This window comes from Sphingobacterium sp. SRCM116780, from assembly GCF_021442025.1.
Lineage (GTDB): Bacteria > Bacteroidota > Bacteroidia > Sphingobacteriales > Sphingobacteriaceae > Sphingobacterium.
Genome location: NZ_CP090446.1, coordinates 3,920,293 through 3,937,400 on the forward strand (window position 1 = coordinate 3,920,293; position 17,108 = coordinate 3,937,400).

The 17,108-nt window shown below is 33.8% G+C and carries 18 protein-coding genes; 16 read left to right on the forward strand and 2 right to left on the reverse strand.

The genetic code is table 11. The features are described from left to right. Positions 1 to 87: 87 nt before the first annotated feature. The 5 genes from LZQ00_RS16945 to LZQ00_RS16965 all read left to right on the forward strand — a co-directional run bounded on the left by LZQ00_RS16945 (position 88) and on the right by LZQ00_RS16965 (position 4,305). Complete coding sequence (locus LZQ00_RS16945) at positions 88 to 1,368, forward strand: replication-associated recombination protein A (protein ID WP_234510438.1); 1,281 nt, start codon at positions 88 to 90, stop codon at positions 1,366 to 1,368. A gap of 297 nt (positions 1,369 to 1,665) precedes the next feature. Next, positions 1,666 to 2,193, forward strand: coding sequence for a 3'-5' exonuclease (locus LZQ00_RS16950; protein ID WP_234510439.1), 528 nt, complete (start codon positions 1,666 to 1,668; stop codon positions 2,191 to 2,193). Between the two features lie 135 nt (positions 2,194 to 2,328). Further along, positions 2,329 to 2,775 carry an adenylyltransferase/cytidyltransferase family protein gene (locus LZQ00_RS16955; RefSeq protein ID WP_234510440.1) on the forward strand — a complete coding sequence of 149 codons (447 nt, stop codon included), beginning with the start codon at positions 2,329 to 2,331 and terminating at the stop codon, positions 2,773 to 2,775. Between the two features lie 30 nt (positions 2,776 to 2,805). Next, positions 2,806 to 3,234 carry an adenylyltransferase/cytidyltransferase family protein gene (locus LZQ00_RS16960; protein ID WP_234510441.1) on the forward strand — a complete coding sequence of 143 codons (429 nt, stop codon included), beginning with the start codon at positions 2,806 to 2,808 and terminating at the stop codon, positions 3,232 to 3,234. A gap of 72 nt (positions 3,235 to 3,306) precedes the next feature. Continuing rightward, positions 3,307 to 4,305 (forward strand): mannose-1-phosphate guanylyltransferase, encoded by a 999-nt coding sequence (locus LZQ00_RS16965; protein ID WP_234510442.1) that lies wholly within the window; start codon positions 3,307 to 3,309, stop codon positions 4,303 to 4,305. 529 nt (positions 4,306 to 4,834) lie between these two features. Here LZQ00_RS16965 and LZQ00_RS16970 read toward each other — a convergent pair. Together LZQ00_RS16970 and LZQ00_RS16975 are read right to left on the reverse strand one after the other, a co-directional pair. Beyond that, a complete protein-coding gene (locus tag LZQ00_RS16970; protein ID WP_234509244.1) occupies positions 4,835 to 5,710 on the reverse strand; it encodes an IS3 family transposase in 876 nt (291 codons plus the stop codon). Beyond that, a complete protein-coding gene (locus LZQ00_RS16975) occupies positions 5,707 to 6,090 on the reverse strand; it encodes a transposase (protein WP_234510443.1) in 384 nt (127 codons plus the stop codon). The genes LZQ00_RS16970 and LZQ00_RS16975 overlap by 4 nt, the downstream gene beginning before the upstream one ends. A 309-nt stretch (positions 6,091 to 6,399) precedes the next feature. On the opposite strand from LZQ00_RS16975, the gene LZQ00_RS16980 reads away from it, so the two are divergent. The 11 genes from LZQ00_RS16980 (at position 6,400) to LZQ00_RS17030 (ending at position 16,980) form a co-directional block, all read left to right on the forward strand. Then, positions 6,400 to 6,867 (forward strand): hypothetical protein, encoded by a 468-nt coding sequence (locus tag LZQ00_RS16980; RefSeq protein WP_234510444.1) that lies wholly within the window; start codon positions 6,400 to 6,402, stop codon positions 6,865 to 6,867. 418 nt (positions 6,868 to 7,285) lie between these two features. After that, positions 7,286 to 7,813, forward strand: a complete 528-nt coding sequence (locus LZQ00_RS16985; RefSeq protein WP_234510445.1) for an ArsR family transcriptional regulator — start codon at positions 7,286 to 7,288, stop codon at positions 7,811 to 7,813. Positions 7,814 to 7,837: 24 nt separating this feature from the next. Beyond that, the gene (locus LZQ00_RS16990) at positions 7,838 to 8,806 is read left to right on the forward strand and encodes an SDR family oxidoreductase (RefSeq protein WP_234510446.1); all 969 of its coding nucleotides are present in this window, start codon (positions 7,838 to 7,840) and stop codon (positions 8,804 to 8,806) included. A 57-nt stretch (positions 8,807 to 8,863) separates the two neighbouring features. Then, positions 8,864 to 10,147, forward strand: a complete 1,284-nt coding sequence (locus LZQ00_RS16995; protein ID WP_234510447.1) for a nucleotide sugar dehydrogenase — start codon at positions 8,864 to 8,866, stop codon at positions 10,145 to 10,147. A gap of 5 nt (positions 10,148 to 10,152) precedes the next feature. After that, positions 10,153 to 11,202, forward strand: coding sequence for a dTDP-glucose 4,6-dehydratase (gene rfbB / locus LZQ00_RS17000; protein ID WP_234510448.1), 1,050 nt, complete (start codon positions 10,153 to 10,155; stop codon positions 11,200 to 11,202). A 22-nt stretch (positions 11,203 to 11,224) separates the two neighbouring features. Next, the gene (gene rfbC / locus LZQ00_RS17005) at positions 11,225 to 11,770 is read left to right on the forward strand and encodes a dTDP-4-dehydrorhamnose 3,5-epimerase (RefSeq protein ID WP_234510449.1); all 546 of its coding nucleotides are present in this window, start codon (positions 11,225 to 11,227) and stop codon (positions 11,768 to 11,770) included. Between the two features lie 11 nt (positions 11,771 to 11,781). Beyond that, positions 11,782 to 12,633 (forward strand): dTDP-4-dehydrorhamnose reductase, encoded by an 852-nt coding sequence (gene rfbD / locus LZQ00_RS17010; protein ID WP_234510450.1) that lies wholly within the window; start codon positions 11,782 to 11,784, stop codon positions 12,631 to 12,633. 30 nt (positions 12,634 to 12,663) lie between these two features. Further along, on the forward strand, positions 12,664 to 13,521 hold the full coding sequence (gene rfbA / locus LZQ00_RS17015) for a glucose-1-phosphate thymidylyltransferase RfbA (protein WP_234510451.1): 858 nt from the start codon (positions 12,664 to 12,666) through the stop codon (positions 13,519 to 13,521). Further along, entirely contained in the window at positions 13,518 to 14,684 is a 1,167-nt protein-coding gene (locus LZQ00_RS17020; RefSeq protein WP_234510452.1) for an EpsG family protein, read from the forward strand. The genes rfbA and LZQ00_RS17020 overlap by 4 nt, the downstream gene beginning before the upstream one ends. Then, a complete protein-coding gene (locus LZQ00_RS17025; protein WP_234510453.1) occupies positions 14,681 to 15,574 on the forward strand; it encodes a hypothetical protein in 894 nt (297 codons plus the stop codon). Before LZQ00_RS17020 ends, LZQ00_RS17025 begins: the two co-directional genes overlap by 4 nt. Continuing rightward, a complete protein-coding gene (locus LZQ00_RS17030; protein ID WP_234510454.1) occupies positions 15,574 to 16,980 on the forward strand; it encodes a hypothetical protein in 1,407 nt (468 codons plus the stop codon). Before LZQ00_RS17025 ends, LZQ00_RS17030 begins: the two co-directional genes overlap by 1 nt. Positions 16,981 to 17,108: the final 128 nt, after the last annotated feature.

A 17,108-nucleotide genomic window follows, 5' to 3' on the forward strand; every position in this document is an offset into this window, starting at 1 on the left:
CTTGTTTCAAAAATAGCCAAATTTTCGAATTCCATAAAGAATCGCGAATAACTTGGACACTTTCATATATCTTATTACTTTTGATATATGGCTACACGAATACCTTTAGCAGAACGGATGCGTCCAAAAAAATTGGATGATTATGTTGGTCAACAACATATTATAGGACAAGATGCGGTATTATATCATGCTATCCAACAGAAAAATATTCCTTCCATGCTGCTTTGGGGACCTCCAGGAGTAGGAAAGACAAGTTTAGCATTATTGATGGCAAAAGAATTGGGTAGACCTTTTTTTTCTTTGAGTGCTATTCAAGCGGGGGTTAAAGATATTCGAGAAATCATTGATAAAGCTGAGAAGTTGATGAACTTTAATCAAGAACAACCCATTTTGTTTATTGATGAAATTCACCGTTTTTCCAAATCACAGCAAGACTCATTGTTAGGAGCAGTCGAAAGAGGACTAGTTACCCTGATTGGAGCAACAACCGAAAATCCATCTTTTGAAGTTATATCGGCATTGCTATCACGTTGTCAAGTCTATGTTTTGGAACATTTAAGTACAGAAGATCTTGTCGGTCTTGTTGAGAAAGCATTACATGAAGATGAATATCTAAAAGATCTACATATCCAAATCGAAGAGTACGAAGCTATATTACGTCTTTCGGGAGGAGATGCCCGAAAGTTGTTAAATGTACTGGAATTGGTTAGCAATGCAGCAGTGCTACATCATGAACCTATTACCAATGCATTTGTATTGAAGCAAGTGCAACAGAATATGGCTATTTATGACAAAGCAGGAGAACAACACTATGATATTATTTCTGCTTTTATCAAATCTATTAGAGGATCGGATCCAAATGCGGCCATCTATTGGTTAGCACGTATGATAGCAGGAGGAGAGGATCCATCTTTTATCGCCCGTAGATTATTGATTTTGGCATCAGAAGATATCGGCAATGCCAATCCCAATGCTTTATTATTGGCTAACACCTGCTTTCAAGCGGTTAACGTGATCGGATGGCCTGAGTCAAGAATCATATTGGCACAGACGGTGACTTATTTAGCAAGCTCCGTCAAGAGTAATGCTTCTTATGAAGCAATCAATAAAGCACAAAGTGTCGTGAAACAGACTGGAGATCTTTCTGTCCCCTTGCATCTACGTAATGCTCCAACTAAACTGATGAAAGAACTCAATTATGGTTTAGAATATAAATATGCACATGCTTATCCAGGCAATTTTGTGATTCAAGAATTTTTACCTGAAGAAATAAGTGGGATTACCCTATATGATCCTGGTAAAAATCCACAAGAAGAGAAATTAAGACAAAGTCTTCGCGATAAATGGAAAGAAAAGTATAAGTATTAATGCAGAACCTGAAATAATATTCCACGTTATATATTGATTGATAAAGCAGTAAATTTAATCAATGCAGACAGTCCCCGTCCTAGTGATACTAAATTGAGAAATCTGATCAATCAATAGCTAGTGAAATAGACGAGATATGCTTATACAAGAAAGTTAGTTAGTTAGTTAGTTAGTTAGTTAGTTAGTTAGAAAGTGATCTAACTTTCTAACCTTCTACCCCATAACCTTTGTTGTATTTCCTTTGATATTTTAAATGTAAAAGGATATTGTTTACATTTGCAGGGATAGAGTACATGCATGAGATCAGACTTAACATTCACAGCCATAGATTTTGAAACAGCAACAGGTCACCAAAATAGTGCTTGCGCCGTTGGTATCGTAACTGTCGAATCTGGTGTGATCACGAATGAATTCTATTCGTTAATCCAACCCCCTCGTAATGAGTATATGTGGCAGACCACTCGTGTTCATGGTATCAAACCTAAAGACACGCTCTATTCTCCTACTTTTAAAGAACTGTTTCAAGATATCAAACCTCTTTTGAGTAATAAATTGATGATTGCTCACAATGAGTTGTTCGATCGGAATGTATTGCGAAAAACCATGCTATACTATGGTTTAGTATATGAGGAGCTAGGACTTCCCGAAATGTGGGAATGCACCTATAAAATTTATCGTAAAAAAGGCTTTAAGCCAACAAGATTGAATGCTTGCTGTGAAGTATTAGGTATTGACTTGAATCATCACGAGGCTCTTTCAGATGCGAGAGCTTGTGCTGAACTATACTTGCGACACCCATTCGTAGAATCACTAGTAGAGGGCTAAATCAGTCTATTTTGACATGTCCGTATTCGTCGCCTAATTCCTACAAATAATTTATTCCTCATTTAAATTAAATAATGTTAAACAGATTATGTATTTATTTGTTGTAATTTTGATATGAAATTTTGATAATCAATCATGATGAACTCACCATTGAAAGAAATGCGAATTGGAATTACCTTTAGCGCGTTCGATTTATTGCATGCAGGGCATATTAAGATGTTGGAAGATGCAAGACGCCAATGCGATTTTTTGATTTGCGGATTGCAAACGGATCCAACTTTAGATCGACCTGAAAAAAATAAGCCTACCCAGACAGTTGTAGAACGCTATTTACAGTTAAAAGGCTGTAAATATGTCGATCAAATTGTGCCCTATGCCACTGAGCAAGACTTGGAAGATGTATTGCGATCTTTTAAAATAGATGTCCGAATTGTTGGTGATGAGTATCGCGAACGTGATTTTACAGGACGACAATATTGTGAAGAATCGGGTATAGATCTTTATTTCAATAGTCGAGATCATCGTTTCTCAAGTTCAGGACTTCGCCGTATTGTGGCAGAACATGAAGTTGATAAAGGCTAATTATTCAATTATAGAATAGATATAATTTATATGAAAATAGGGATTACATTTGGTGTTTTTGATCTTCTACATGCAGGACATATTATGATGCTGGAAGAGGCACGCCGCAATTGTGATTATTTAATTGTAGGTCTCAATACGGATCCATCTGAAGTATCTCCAGATAAAGCAAAACCTACTCAGACGGTTGTCGAACGTTATATTCAACTGGAAGGATGTCGTTACGTTGATGAGATTATTCCTTATGAAACTGAGCAAGATTTGATCGATATGATTAAGGCTTTACCAATCCAAGTACGGATTATCGGAGAAGAATATCGTGATATGGATTTTACGGGTAAGAAATACTGTGTGGAAGAAGGTATCGAGATATATTATAATAAACGTACCCATCGTTTTTCTAGTGCAGGGCTGCGTAAAGAAGTTGCTGCGAAAGAAGCTGAAAAATTAGAGAAATAAAAAGAGCGAGTGAAAATATTCGTGAACTATTTCTGTAGAAATACGTTTAATTAATACAACAATAAAGATATAATGAGTAATATAATACATGTAATTCTTTCTGGTGGAGTTGGGAGCCGTCTATGGCCACTGTCAAGAAAAAGTTATCCGAAACAATATCTTTCCTTATTTAAAGAAGGATCATTGTTTGAAATGACGGTGAATCGAAATCAGAATCTTTGCAGTCAGGTGATCATTGTCGGAAATAAAGATAATAATCAATTGAGTCGAGAAGTGATGGAAAACACTGGAGTCGATTATATCGATATCGTCGAGTCAACGCCTCGTAATACCGCTGCTGCTATTGCTTTTGCAGCTTTTGCAGCTGATCCTAGTGACATTTTAGTGGTGACACCTTCAGATCATGTGATTGTAGGAGATGCAGAGTACGAAAAGGCAATTCAAGAGGGTATTGAAAAAGCAAATCAAGGTTATATTGTGACATTTGGAATTCAAGCAACAAAACCAGAAACAGGTTATGGATACATTGAATACAAAGACGACGAAGTTCTATCCTTTCGTGAAAAACCGAATAAAGAAACTGCAGAAGACTTTATCGAACGAGGTAATTTTTTATGGAATTCAGGCATGTTCTGCTTCCGCGCAGATACCTTATTACATGAATTACAACAATTTGAACCCCGTGTCTATGCAACGGCATTAGCCGCATGGCAACATAAAATGAATGGTATCTTAGATGAAGATTTGTCTAAAGAGATTCCTTCCATTAGTATTGATTATGCTGTTATGGAACGGTCTAAGAAAATCCGTGTTGTAGCAACAGACTTTAACTGGTCAGATTTAGGTTCTTTTGAATCTATGTATGACTATTTGAGAGAAACAGGACATCCTGTCGATGAAAATGGTAATATGGTGATTGGAACAGATATTTATACTGCTTTTGTCGGTTTAAATAATGCAATCTTGGTGTATACTAAAGATGCATTATTAGTTTTACAAAAAGAAAAATCACAAGATGTTAAAAAAATATACAATACGCTTGAACGACACCAATCCAAATTAATTGACTAATAAAGTCAAGGTATATGTTAAGACTTAAACAATCATAACAAAGAGTCCTCTAAAAAATCTCTTAAAAGGAAATCCCCGGCTGTAAGGCGGGGATTTTTTTATATGTCAAAATAGCTATTTATGCCGAAAGATTGGGGAAAAAGCTCTCATCAGCAGTATATCATCATTTACTCTTTTAGAATTTTTAATCAAATACAAACTACAATCTGTTGCCCTTATTGTAAATAAACATATAGATCTAAATGCTTATTTACAATAGAACAAATTAGTGTCAATGCTATATTTCAACCAAATTTTGAACATACTTGAATCGTACCTAGTACGTACCTAATTCGCTTTTGTTCGAACGAGGTACGAACAAGGTACGGTTGAGGTACGAACTAGCTCCCTACTATTTTACAAATTGAACACCTGTCTTATCCTGAATTATCCTTACAGCATTCGGATAGTTAAACGGTTAAATCCTTACAATTATAAAAAGTTATACGGATATATCCTTACATTGTTTTTTCTTTGTCCGTGTATACCCTTACAATCGGGTTGTACTGTTTCTTGTTTTAGTGATTTCCTGACTATGTCTTTGCGCCGGTGTCATCATTTTACAGCTCATGTGCGGTCTGACATTATTGTATCTTTCTATCGCTCTGCACACCGGTTCAATAGCCATTGAATAGGACTCAAAGGTGTTATAGAGCTCAAATTCTGTTTTCAGTATACCATTTACCCTTTCGGCAATTGCATTATCATAGGGTGATCCGGATTGAGTCATACTGATCTGGATATGGTTTCTCTGCAATAGTTCCACATAGGCATCACAGCAGTACTGTATCCCCCTGTCCGAGTGGTGGATCAGCGGCCTTTGCTTATATTCCCTGCCGTTTATAGCCTTTTGGAGTGCCGATAGGCATCCGGAAGCTTTTAGGGACTGGCTGAGATGGTAGCCTACGATCTTTCTGGAATACGCATCTGTGATCAGAAAAAGGTAGATAAATCCCGTGCCTGTCCGCAGATAGGTAATATCGCTTACCCAGACCTGCTCGGCCATCAGGGGCTTTGCCCGGCTGATCATATCCGGCCATTTCCTGTAATGATGGTAGGACATCGTGGTGGTCACATATCTCCTTTTGGGATAGATCAGCATGCCATTGTCCCTGATCAGCCTGGAAAAAGCATCCCTTCCGATGGTAATATGATGCGCTTTGAGGTTCTGCTGAAGCATGTGCAAAAGCTTGACACATCCTGTACGCGGAAGCACTGATCTGATTTCCCGGACCCATTCTAGTATCATTCCATCCTGAATCACCGAAACGTCCCTTCTGGCGTTCATTTCATACCAGGACTGTCTTGTTCTGCCAAACAGCGAGCAAATGGTACTCAGGGGAATATTGATAAATATCTCCTTCATTTTACTGGCGGTTTGGTACCAGACTTTTTTCGGATATCGATATCCAGCTCCTGCTCTGCAATATGGATCATCATCTCAAGGGCGGTAATCTTCAGCCTGGCAAGCCGGAGTTCCTCCTGAAGCTGCTGATCAGGACTGCTGGATGCTAAAGGCGGCAGCTCGCTGTCAGGTGAAATAAGGCCTGAATGGATTTGGGCGATGTTCTTTTTGTACCAGTTGACAAAATAGCGAACCACCTCGCCACTCTTAAGTCCATGTTTACGCCCAAGCTGTGACTGGCTCAGATTGCCCTCAAGGTATTCTCTGGCAACTGCAATCTTAAAAGATGATTCGTAGGTAACAGGGGCTCCTGTATGTTTCCCTTTTCTCGGTGTTTCCATATTATATAAAATTAATAATTACTCCGATTTGTGTAAGGGTAATTTAGGAATAGACAACCTTCTAATCCCTTATTTGTTTCTCTTTATTTCTTTTTTAGGGATTTCGCATTCATCTTCTTTTTGATGTCAAAAAAAATTGCATTTTATCAAAACTAAAATTTATATTTGCTTTGCCTATATAAAGATCCAACGTCTTCTTTATAAGCCATCTACTTGTGTTATTTTATTCTAGTCATTATGCTTTACATTTATTGTACATTGTGTATGCTGTTAGTTGTTTCTTTTTTTTATTATGGAAAACAACTTCACATGTCACGTCAGTTTCTCCGCCGTGCTACGTTAAGTGTGCATTGTCGTTTTAACCCTATTGGAGATCATCGTAATAGTAAGGGGGGGGAATGCTCAAAAAGTGGCAGTCTATTATTCCATATTACACGTCGTGATTTGGATATTCGCCATATTGTTATTAAAGACGTTAAGGTTAGTCACCCCAACTTTAAAGTAAGCTTAGAGCAATTGATCATGATCACTTTTCCTCAAGACAGCACGATTGCTCATGAATCGTCTGTACGCTTCCGTATACGTGGCCCCTTAAGTAAAATCCGTGTTCTGGATCACCATTTTGTCCTTATAAAAGGTTATATGACTGCTAAATCAGCAGAACGTATTACCTTTCGACTTCGCGTTCCTGTAGAGCCCAGTCCAGAAGAAACTCAGGCCTTAATTAACCGAGACCTACAAGATTATGACCCTATAGATGGATTAGCAGGTATATAATGTAGCTCACTATTTTCTAGTGGGCTAACCACATTTTCTTATCAAAGAATATTTTCCCTTTTTGTAACAGTAAGGCATGATTTTGTTATAGCTACAAAAAAAATCCTTAATTTTACCCTATTATATGTTCCACGTGGATTTTAGATAGATTTTTTATTTCTGTCGAAGACAGTCTTAAGTTTTTATAAATATGATCATTACTTATCTTAGTAGAACAGTTCATACACATCATTGAAAAAGACAGGAAATTGCTAAGGATTATTGAACTACTGCGAAAATCTGCTTATGGAGAATATTTACAATGTATTTAAAATAAATTGTTTTTCCTTAAACATTTATTTAATATTATTATGAGAAAAATAATTTGGATATTTCTAATCCAGTGAGTACTTTTGTTACTCATATACTATTGAACGACATGCTGGAAACGTTAATCACTTCTAAAACGAGGTTAAAGTTGCTGATCAAATTTTTTGTGTCAGCGAGTAATCAAGGTCATTTAAGGGGATTAGCGGAAGAATTTCAAGAATCAACCAACGCGATTCGTAAAGAATTAAACCAATTATCAGAAGCAGGTTATTTAGAAAAAAAGACAGATAAGAATAAAATTCTGTATCGTGCGAATTCCAAGCACTCCTTATTTAAACCACTACAACAATTAATTCATACTCATTTGGGTATTGATCATGTACTTGAATATATTTTGACCAAAGCTGGTGATGTTCAGGAGATTAGTTTGTTGGGTGACTATGCTAAAGGCTTAGACTCGGGACGTATTGATGTTTTAATTTTGGGAAAAGATATAAATCAGGCATATTTATTGCAGTTAGCCGACAAAGCTAGTGAAAAACTGAACAAGGAAGTCTGCTTAAACTTCATAGGTACAAAGGAGAATTTTCAACGTATAATACTATATTCTGCTAAAACAGCAACAACAATCGACTAAATAACTATCATAATTATAAAAACAATGAGTAAAATATTAATCACTGGTGGAGCAGGATTCATAGGATCAAATTTAACGGAACATTTCTTAGGTAAAGGGTATCAAGTTGTTGTTTTGGATAATTTTGCAACAGGTCATCGACATAATCTTGCCCAACATACCAATAATTCTAATTTTCAACTTATAGAAGGTGATATTAGGAATGCAGCAGACTGTGAAAAGGCAGTGCAAGGTGTTGATTATGTATTGCATCAAGCAGCACTAGGATCAGTACCTCGCTCTATCAAAGATCCACAGACGACAAATGAGGTCAATGTAACAGGGTTTTTAAATATGTTGGTTGCGGCCCGCGATGCACAAGTGAAACGTTTTGTTTATGCAGCATCCTCTTCTACCTATGGAGATTCCGAAAACTTACCAAAAGTAGAAGATGTGATCGGTAAACCATTGTCACCTTATGCGATTACAAAATATGTAAATGAACTATATGCCGATATTTTTTCAAAAACATATGGTTTAGAAACCATCGGCCTGCGTTATTTCAATGTGTTTGGCCGTCGTCAAGATCCAAATGGTGCTTATGCAGCTGTTATACCTTTATTTGTGAAGAAATTTATGAATCATGAAGGACCTGTAATTAATGGTACTGGAGATTATTCGCGTGATTTTACATATATCGACAATGTCATTCAAATGAATGAATTAGCAATGACAACAGATAATTCGATGGCCATTAATACTGTTTATAATACTGCAGTTGGTGATCGTACGACATTAAATCAATTGGTTGGTTATTTAAAAGAATATTTAAGTGAATTCGATGCTGAAATTGCCCATGTAAACTCTTCACATGGACCTAACCGTCAAGGTGATATTCCTCATTCTTTGGCTTCTATTGAGAAAGCAAAGTCTTTATTGGGGTACGAACCCACCCATACGATTGACAAAGGTTTAAAAGAAGCTGTTCAATGGTATTGGGAAAATTTGAAATAGAACTTATATTATATTCATATTTAGTTTTTTAAATCTGAATACTAAAATTATTAATAAATGAAAAAAATAGCAGTTATAGGCTTAGGTTATGTAGGATTGCCCTTAGCACGTTTGTTTGCAACTAAATTTCCAGTAGTAGGATTTGACATTAATCAAAAACGTATTGACGAGTTGCGTATTGGTAAAGATCTGACACTAGAAGTTGAAGATGATGTACTGCGAGGTGTTTTAGTAGATGAAAATCCATTTTCATCTACTAAAAATGGGTTATGGTGCTCTAATCAATTGGCGGATATTGAGGATGCCAATTTTTATGTAGTGACTGTACCTACGCCAGTTGATAAAAATAATCGACCAGATCTGACGCCATTATATAAAGCTTCAGAAACTGTCGGAAAAGTACTGAAAAAAGGAGATATTGTTGTTTACGAGTCAACGGTATATCCAGGTGTAACTGAAGAAGAATGTATTCCTGTCTTGGAAAAAATATCAGGATTAAAGTTTAATGAAGATTTTTTTGCTGGTTATTCACCCGAACGTATTAATCCAGGAGATAAGCAACACACAGTAGAGAAAATATTGAAAGTAACCTCTGGTTCTACACCTGAAATTGGAAAAGAGGTAGATAGTGTTTATCGTGAAGTTATTACTGCAGGAACCCATTTAGCTCCTTGTATTAAAGTTGCTGAGGCTGCTAAAGTTATTGAGAATTCACAACGTGATATCAACATAGCTTTTGTTAATGAATTGGCTAAAATTTTCAATATTTTGAATATTGATACCCACGCTGTATTAGAAGCCGCAGGAACCAAATGGAATTTCTTACCTTTCAAACCAGGATTGGTAGGTGGCCACTGTATTGGTGTTGATCCATATTATTTAGCCCAAAAAGCACAAGAACATGGTTATCATCCAGAGATAATCTTGGCTGGTCGTCGTTTGAACGATTCTATGGGTGAGTATGTCGCCTCACAAGTTGTGAAAACAATGATTAAAAAAGGAATCAATGTCAATGGAGCTGAGGTATTAATGTTAGGTATTACTTTCAAAGAAAACTGTCCTGATGTTCGTAATACCAAGATTGTTGATGTGATTGCTGCACTAGAAGATTATGGAATAACAGTGACAACCTATGATCCATGGGCAAACCCTGTAGAAGTAGAACACGAGTATAAGTTAATAAGTGAGAATAAACTTCCTGATTTTAAGTATGATGCAGTTATTCTGGGCGTAGCGCATAAAGAGTTTTTAGATTTAAATTTTAATGCTCTTAAAAAAGAAAATGCTGTAGTTTATGATGTTAAGGGAATTATTGCTGATAAAGCAGACAATAGATTGTAATTGGTATGAGTAAAACTATTTTAATAACCGGTGGAGCAGGTTTTATCGGTTCACATGTTGTTCGTGAGTTTGTTCTAAAATATCCAGAATATCAAATTATTAATTTAGATGCATTAACCTATGCTGGTAATTTGGAAAATCTAAAAGATATCGAAGCGTGTGCAAATTATAGATTTATCAAAGCTGACATTACTGACCAAGGATTAATATTAGAGCTTTTTCAACAATATCAACCAGATGGTATCATTCATTTGGCTGCAGAATCACACGTTGATCGTTCAATAACAGATCCTTCTGCGTTTGTTATGACAAATGTTATAGGTACGGTAAACTTATTAAATGCAGCAAAAGAAATTTGGAAAAATAATTTTGAAGGGAAGCGTTTTCATCACGTATCGACTGATGAGGTTTATGGGACATTAGGTGAAACGGGTTTATTTAAAGAAACGACTAGCTATGATCCTCACTCTCCATACTCGGCATCAAAAGCGAGTTCAGATCATTTTGTTCGTGCTTATCATGATACCTATGGACTTCCTATAGTGATTACAAATTGCTCAAATAACTATGGCCCGAACCATTTTCCTGAAAAATTAATTCCGCTTTGTATTCATAATATATTGAATAATAGACCACTTCCTATCTATGGTGATGGAAAATTCACAAGAGATTGGTTGTTTGTCATCGATCATGCAAAAGCAATTGATTTGGTTTTTCACCAAGGTAAAAATGGTGATTCTTACAATGTTGGAGGTTTTAATGAGTGGAAAAACATTGATTTAGTTAAAGAGTTGTGTCGACAAGTCGATGAAAAATTGAATAGAGCAACTGGTACTGCAGATCAACTCATTACATTTGTCAAAGATCGTCCTGGTCACGATTTGCGTTATGCTATTGATGCGACAAAGATTAATCAAGAATTAGGTTACCAACCTTCTGTAACGTTTGAACAAGGACTTTCAATTACTATTGATTGGTTTCTACAAAATCAAGATTGGTTAGATAGCGTTACGTCTGGTGATTATCAAAACTACTATAAGAAACAATATCATTAATTAAGTTGTCGTTAAGAAAGCAATGAAAGTAAAAGAAACAAAACTACAAGGATGTTTTATTCTAGAGCCAAATAAATTTGGCGATAGTAGGGGCTATTTTTTTGAAAGTTTTAATGAACAAACCTTTAATCAGTTAACAGGTACTAGTACTCATTTTGTTCAAGATAATCAATCCTTTTCAAGTCGAGGAGTACTTCGAGGTTTGCATGCGCAAGAGGGAGAGTATGCTCAAGCGAAATTGGTTCGAGTTCTTAAGGGAACTGTACTTGATGTCGCAGTTGATGCTCGCATTGGGTCTCCAACTTTTGGACAACATGTTGCTGTAGAATTGTCTGAAGAAAATAACCTTCAACTATTTATTCCTCGTGGATTTTTACATGGATTTGTCGTATTATCGGAAAAAGCAACGTTCTTTTATAAATGTGATAACTTTTACAATAAAGCAGCTGAATGTGGTGTAAAGTTCGATGATCCTGCATTAGAAATTAATTGGGTATTACCACATGAAGATATGATTATTTCAGATAAGGATGCAATTTTACCTTCTTTTAAAACAATATTTGGATAAAATAGGAAGCTATGAAAGTATTAGTTACTGGTGCTAACGGTCAATTAGGGAGTGAGCTAAAAGATGTATTCCATACCAAGATTGGTTATGAGTGTTATTTTTTGGATCGAACACAACTTCCACTAGATCAGCAATTTATTATACAGGATATACTCGCTATTTATCAACCTGATATTATCATACATGCAGGGGCATATACTGCTGTGGATAAGGCGGAGTCAGATCAAGTAATGGCAGAATCAGTTAATCATTTTGCCTCAGAAGAGATTGCTCAGTATTGTCACTTACAAAATATCCGTTTAATAGCTATTTCAACAGATTATGTCTTTGATGGTAATTCCAATACACCATTGAAGGAGGATGCCTCCGTCAGCCCAATTAATGTATACGGAGAAACGAAATTAAAAGGAGAACAAGCAATACAAAAATGGTGTCCTGATGCAATAATAATTCGCACATCTTGGGTTTACTCGACATATGGAAATAATTTTGTAAAGACCATGTTGCGATTGATGAATGAACGAGATGAAATTTCTGTTATTAACGATCAAATTGGATCTCCAACTTATGCAAAGGATTTGGCTCAAGCCATCCTCACCATAATAGAATCTTCAAAATGGATAGCAGGGATATATAATTATTCAAACGAAGGAGAAATTTCTTGGTATGATTTTGCCATGGCAATTCGTGAAATAAAAAGTTTAGATTGTAAAATTAATCCTATACCTACAACTCAATATCCTACTCCAGCAGCAAGACCCAAATTTTCTCTTTTAGATAAAATGAAAATAAAAACTACATTTGGGATAACAATACCGGATTGGAAAAATAGTTTAAATCATATGCTGAATAATATAGTTTAAGTATTATTATCTATTTAAAATTTAAAATAAATGAAAGGAATTATACTAGCTGGTGGTTCAGGCACGCGTCTCCACCCATTGACATTAGCTGTTAGTAAACAGTTGATGCCAGTATATGATAAACCCATGATATATTATCCATTGTCTACATTAATGCTGGCTGGGATAAATGAAATTCTAATTATTTCTACACCACAAGATTTACCCCATTTTCAAAAACTGTTGGGAGATGGAACACAAATTGGATGTAAGTTTTCATATAAGGAACAACCTTCTCCAGATGGACTCGCTCAGGCATTTATATTAGGAGAAGAATTTATTGGAAATGATAAAGTGGCCTTGATTTTAGGAGATAATATTTTTTATGGTTCAGGTATGTCTAAGTTGTTACAGTCATGTGCGGATCCAGATGGTGGGGTCGTATTTGCTTATCCAGTATATGATCCGGAACGTTATGGTGTTGTTGAATTTGATGGAGAGAATAAAGTCGTTTCAATAGAGGAAAAGCCAAAATTTCCAAAATCAAATTATGCAGTACCAGGTTTATATTTTTATGATAATGATGTGGTTAAGATTGCAAAAAATATAACTCCATCTCATAGAGGAGAATTGGAAATTACAGATATAAATAAAGAGTATCTAAAGAAAGATAAGTTGAAGGTTGGTGTTTTTGATCGAGGTACAGCTTGGCTGGATACGGGAACTATCCAATCATTAATGCAGGCAGGGCAATTTGTTCAAGTTATTGAAGAACGTCAGGGGATGAAGATTGGAGCTATTGAAGAAGTTGCTTATAGAATGGGTTATATAAATAAAGAACAACTCAACAGGGTTGCGGAACCATTACGTAAGAGTGGGTATGGTGAATATTTGTTGAAAATGGTATGATTTATTTTGTCATTTTTTTTATAGCACTTTTTTTATTTTTACGTTATGTAAATTCCACTTCTAAGTCAGAGGGAAGGGTTCCTTATACACTATTATGTATAATGCTAGTGATTCTTTCAGCATTGCGATATAGGGTAGGAGGTGATTCATTATATTATTTTGACATATTTGATTCTTATCCTACCTTACTAACATTAAGTTCTTATGATTTTATTAATTCAGAATATAATTTAGGTTGGATTGTTTTTAATGCAACTGTAAAATCAATAGGTAATAGTTTTTATTTTTTTCAGTTTTTTCATGCATTAATTGTAAACGCTATTATATTCTATTTTATCCAGAAGTATGCTAAAAATAAATTTCTAACAGTCTCTTTTTATTTATTTTTCTACTTTTTCTATTTTAATATGGAAATTCTTAGAGAATCGTTAGCTATAGTTATTTTTCTATTAGCAATTCCACATTTATTAGAAAAAAAATGGTTAATATATATCTTATATTGCTTATTAGCGTATCTATTTCATAGTTCTGCACTTATTTTATTCGTTCTGCCAATTTTTGCAAGAAAAATGGAAATAAAATATCAAGTTATTTTATTAGTCATGTTAGCAGCAGTGATTAACTTTATTTCCTTAGATAATCTTCTGGGATCTGTTTTTGGATCATTTTCTTTCGCTCAAAGGGCATCTAGAAATTATTTGAATAAGGAAATGAGTATCATGGGAATTCTGATCCCATTGTTAAAAATGTTTGCTTTCTTTATTATTTATATAATTGCACAACGGAAAAAGATTTGTCTTGACCATCCTTTAATTATTTTCGTAAGTCCTTTTATTATATTAGGGTTACTGGCCTCATTTATTCCTGGTGTATATCGCTTCCTGAATTACCTCGCAATTCCGATGTTAATTTATACGGTAGATATCTTATACAGTCTAATACGTACTAAAAATAAAAGATCAATATCCTTAGTCAAGGTATTATCTTGTTTCTTAATATTAGTTTTATTACAATTACAATATCTTACTCGAGATATGTCACAATATACACAGAACAAAAGCATTTTTTTCAATAGATATTTACCATATCATTCTATTTTTAATGAACAGATTGATCAAACAAGAGAAAATATATTTTACAATTCAATGGGAGTAGATCGATGAATAAAATAATATATTTAGGAGTAACCCAATTTGTGAAAGAACATAAGGACTTTGTGGATGTAAATCAAATTTATCGAGATATCCCTGGATTTTTAAGACCTGTTCGAAAATTTTTTTTTGATTTTGATTTACCATTTAAACAAATTTGGTTAATCAAAGATTTTAAGAATTCTATTGCTGATTATGATACTATAATATTATCAGCAACTCTTTACAATATAAAGATATCCAAAATTATAGATTCTTATAAATTCAAAAATAAACAACTCATATTTTGGTATTGGAATCCTGTAGACAAGATTTGTTCTCCTTCTAAAATATCAGCTTCTTGGGAAAAATGGTCTTTTGATAAAAAGGATTGTGAAAAATATAATTTGAAATATAATAATACTTATTATTTTGAGAAGTTTATTTCTAATATAGCACAAGAGACAAAATATCAAGTATCTTTTATTGGACAGGATAAAGGGCGATTGAAGCTATTATTAGCTATTGAAAAAGAGTTGAAGAATCTGGGTATTACTTTTTACTTTCATGTTGTTCAGGATCGAACTTCCGTTTTAGACTATGCATATAAAAGTAGATTAAACTATCATGAAATCTTGAATATCATTCAAGCTAGTGATGTATTATTAGATATTGTACAAAATGGACAATCTGGTTTAACATTGAGAGTAATGGAAAGCTTATTTTTTTCAAAAAAAATTATTTCAAATAATACTGAAATTATACGCTATGATTTTTATAACCCCTCCAATATATTTATTATAGGTAAAGATTCTTTAGAGGAATTGCTTGCATTTATGGAAACAGATTATGTTCCGATTAATAAAGATATTTTGAAAAATTATACAGTAGAAAATTGGTTGAATAATTTTGCGAAGAACTAATGGATAAAAATTTTTTAAATAAACTATCATTTTCTCTAATAGCTCAGGTACTTTCTATCGTAGTTAGTTTGATTTTTTCTTTGGGCATTACTAAAGTTTTAGATGTTGCACATTATGGCTATTGGCAGTTGTTTATCTTATATTCTAATTATGCTGGTTTTTTTCATCTTGGTATTTGTGATGGATTATATCTAAAGCATGGTGGGCGAAGCATGGAGCGTGTCAATACCTTTAACTTCACTAACCAATTATCCTTGTTTTTATTAATTGAAATTTTTATTTCGATATTATTTGCTGGAACATTGGTTTTCACGACCGCTGATCCAATAAAATTAAGCCTTTTATTTTTCATTGTACCTTATCTTATAATAGCGAATCTTCAAACATACTTATCATACATTCTATTAGCGACCAATAAAATAGAAGCTTACTCAATCTCAGTTTTCATAGAGAAAATTTTTATAATTGTATCCATCATTATTTTGTATATATTCAAAGAAATAAATGTAAATGCATTAATATATATCTATATAATTGGAAAATTATTATCCATATTTTATTTAGTTTATTTTGTCTATCCCATTATTGAACTCAAAGCCTTATTTGTTTTTAAATTCAAAACCATTCAAGTACTTAGTAAGTATGCCCTAATTGGAATACCACTTATGTTCTCCAACGTTTTGAGTACACTTATTATAGGAAGCAATAGATTGCTTACAGAACATAAATATGGTATCATTGCTTTTAGTAAATTGTCCTTTTCAATTTCTTTGGTTTTTCTTTTTATCATTTTTGTTTCTCAAATCGGAATCGTTTTATTTCCTTTATTAAGAAGAATGAATGAGGAGAACAGAAAGCAGATCTATTATTGGATTGATAATAATTTAACTATTCTATTTGCTTCTTTTATTATATTTTATTATCCGTTGGTTGTATTTGTTCAACATTATGTTCCTAACTATTTTGACAGTGTTAAGTATTTAAGCCTGATGCTACCCATATGTATATTCGAGGGTAAATTTCAAATTCTATTTAACACAATGTATAAAGTTCTAAATAGGCAAAAAACAATTTTTATTATTAACTTCACAAGCCTTCTAGTGAGTCTACTTTTGACATATTTGTCTTTATATTTATTTGATAGTATTATTTTATCTATCTATTCATTGGTCTTGATTATTGTGTTAAGATCCGTATTCAGCGAAATGGTTTTAAATAAAATATTAAAAATAGGACGATTTAATTTAATTGTTGAATCAGTATTTATTGCTTTTGCTTTTATTGTGATAAATATAAAACTTAATTTAATATATGGCTTTATCTGTTATTCAGTTTTATTATGTACTTATATTATTTTTAAATACTTAAGAAATGAAATTAGTCGCAAATTTAATCCTATTACTTAGGAAAATATTCCATCGTTTGTTCATGGTTGTTTTTAAAGTCATGTTTAAAAAATGTGGGAAGAATGTGTTATTTTTCCCCTTAAACTCTACCTTTAACTATAAAAATATCAGCATTGGTAATGATGTTT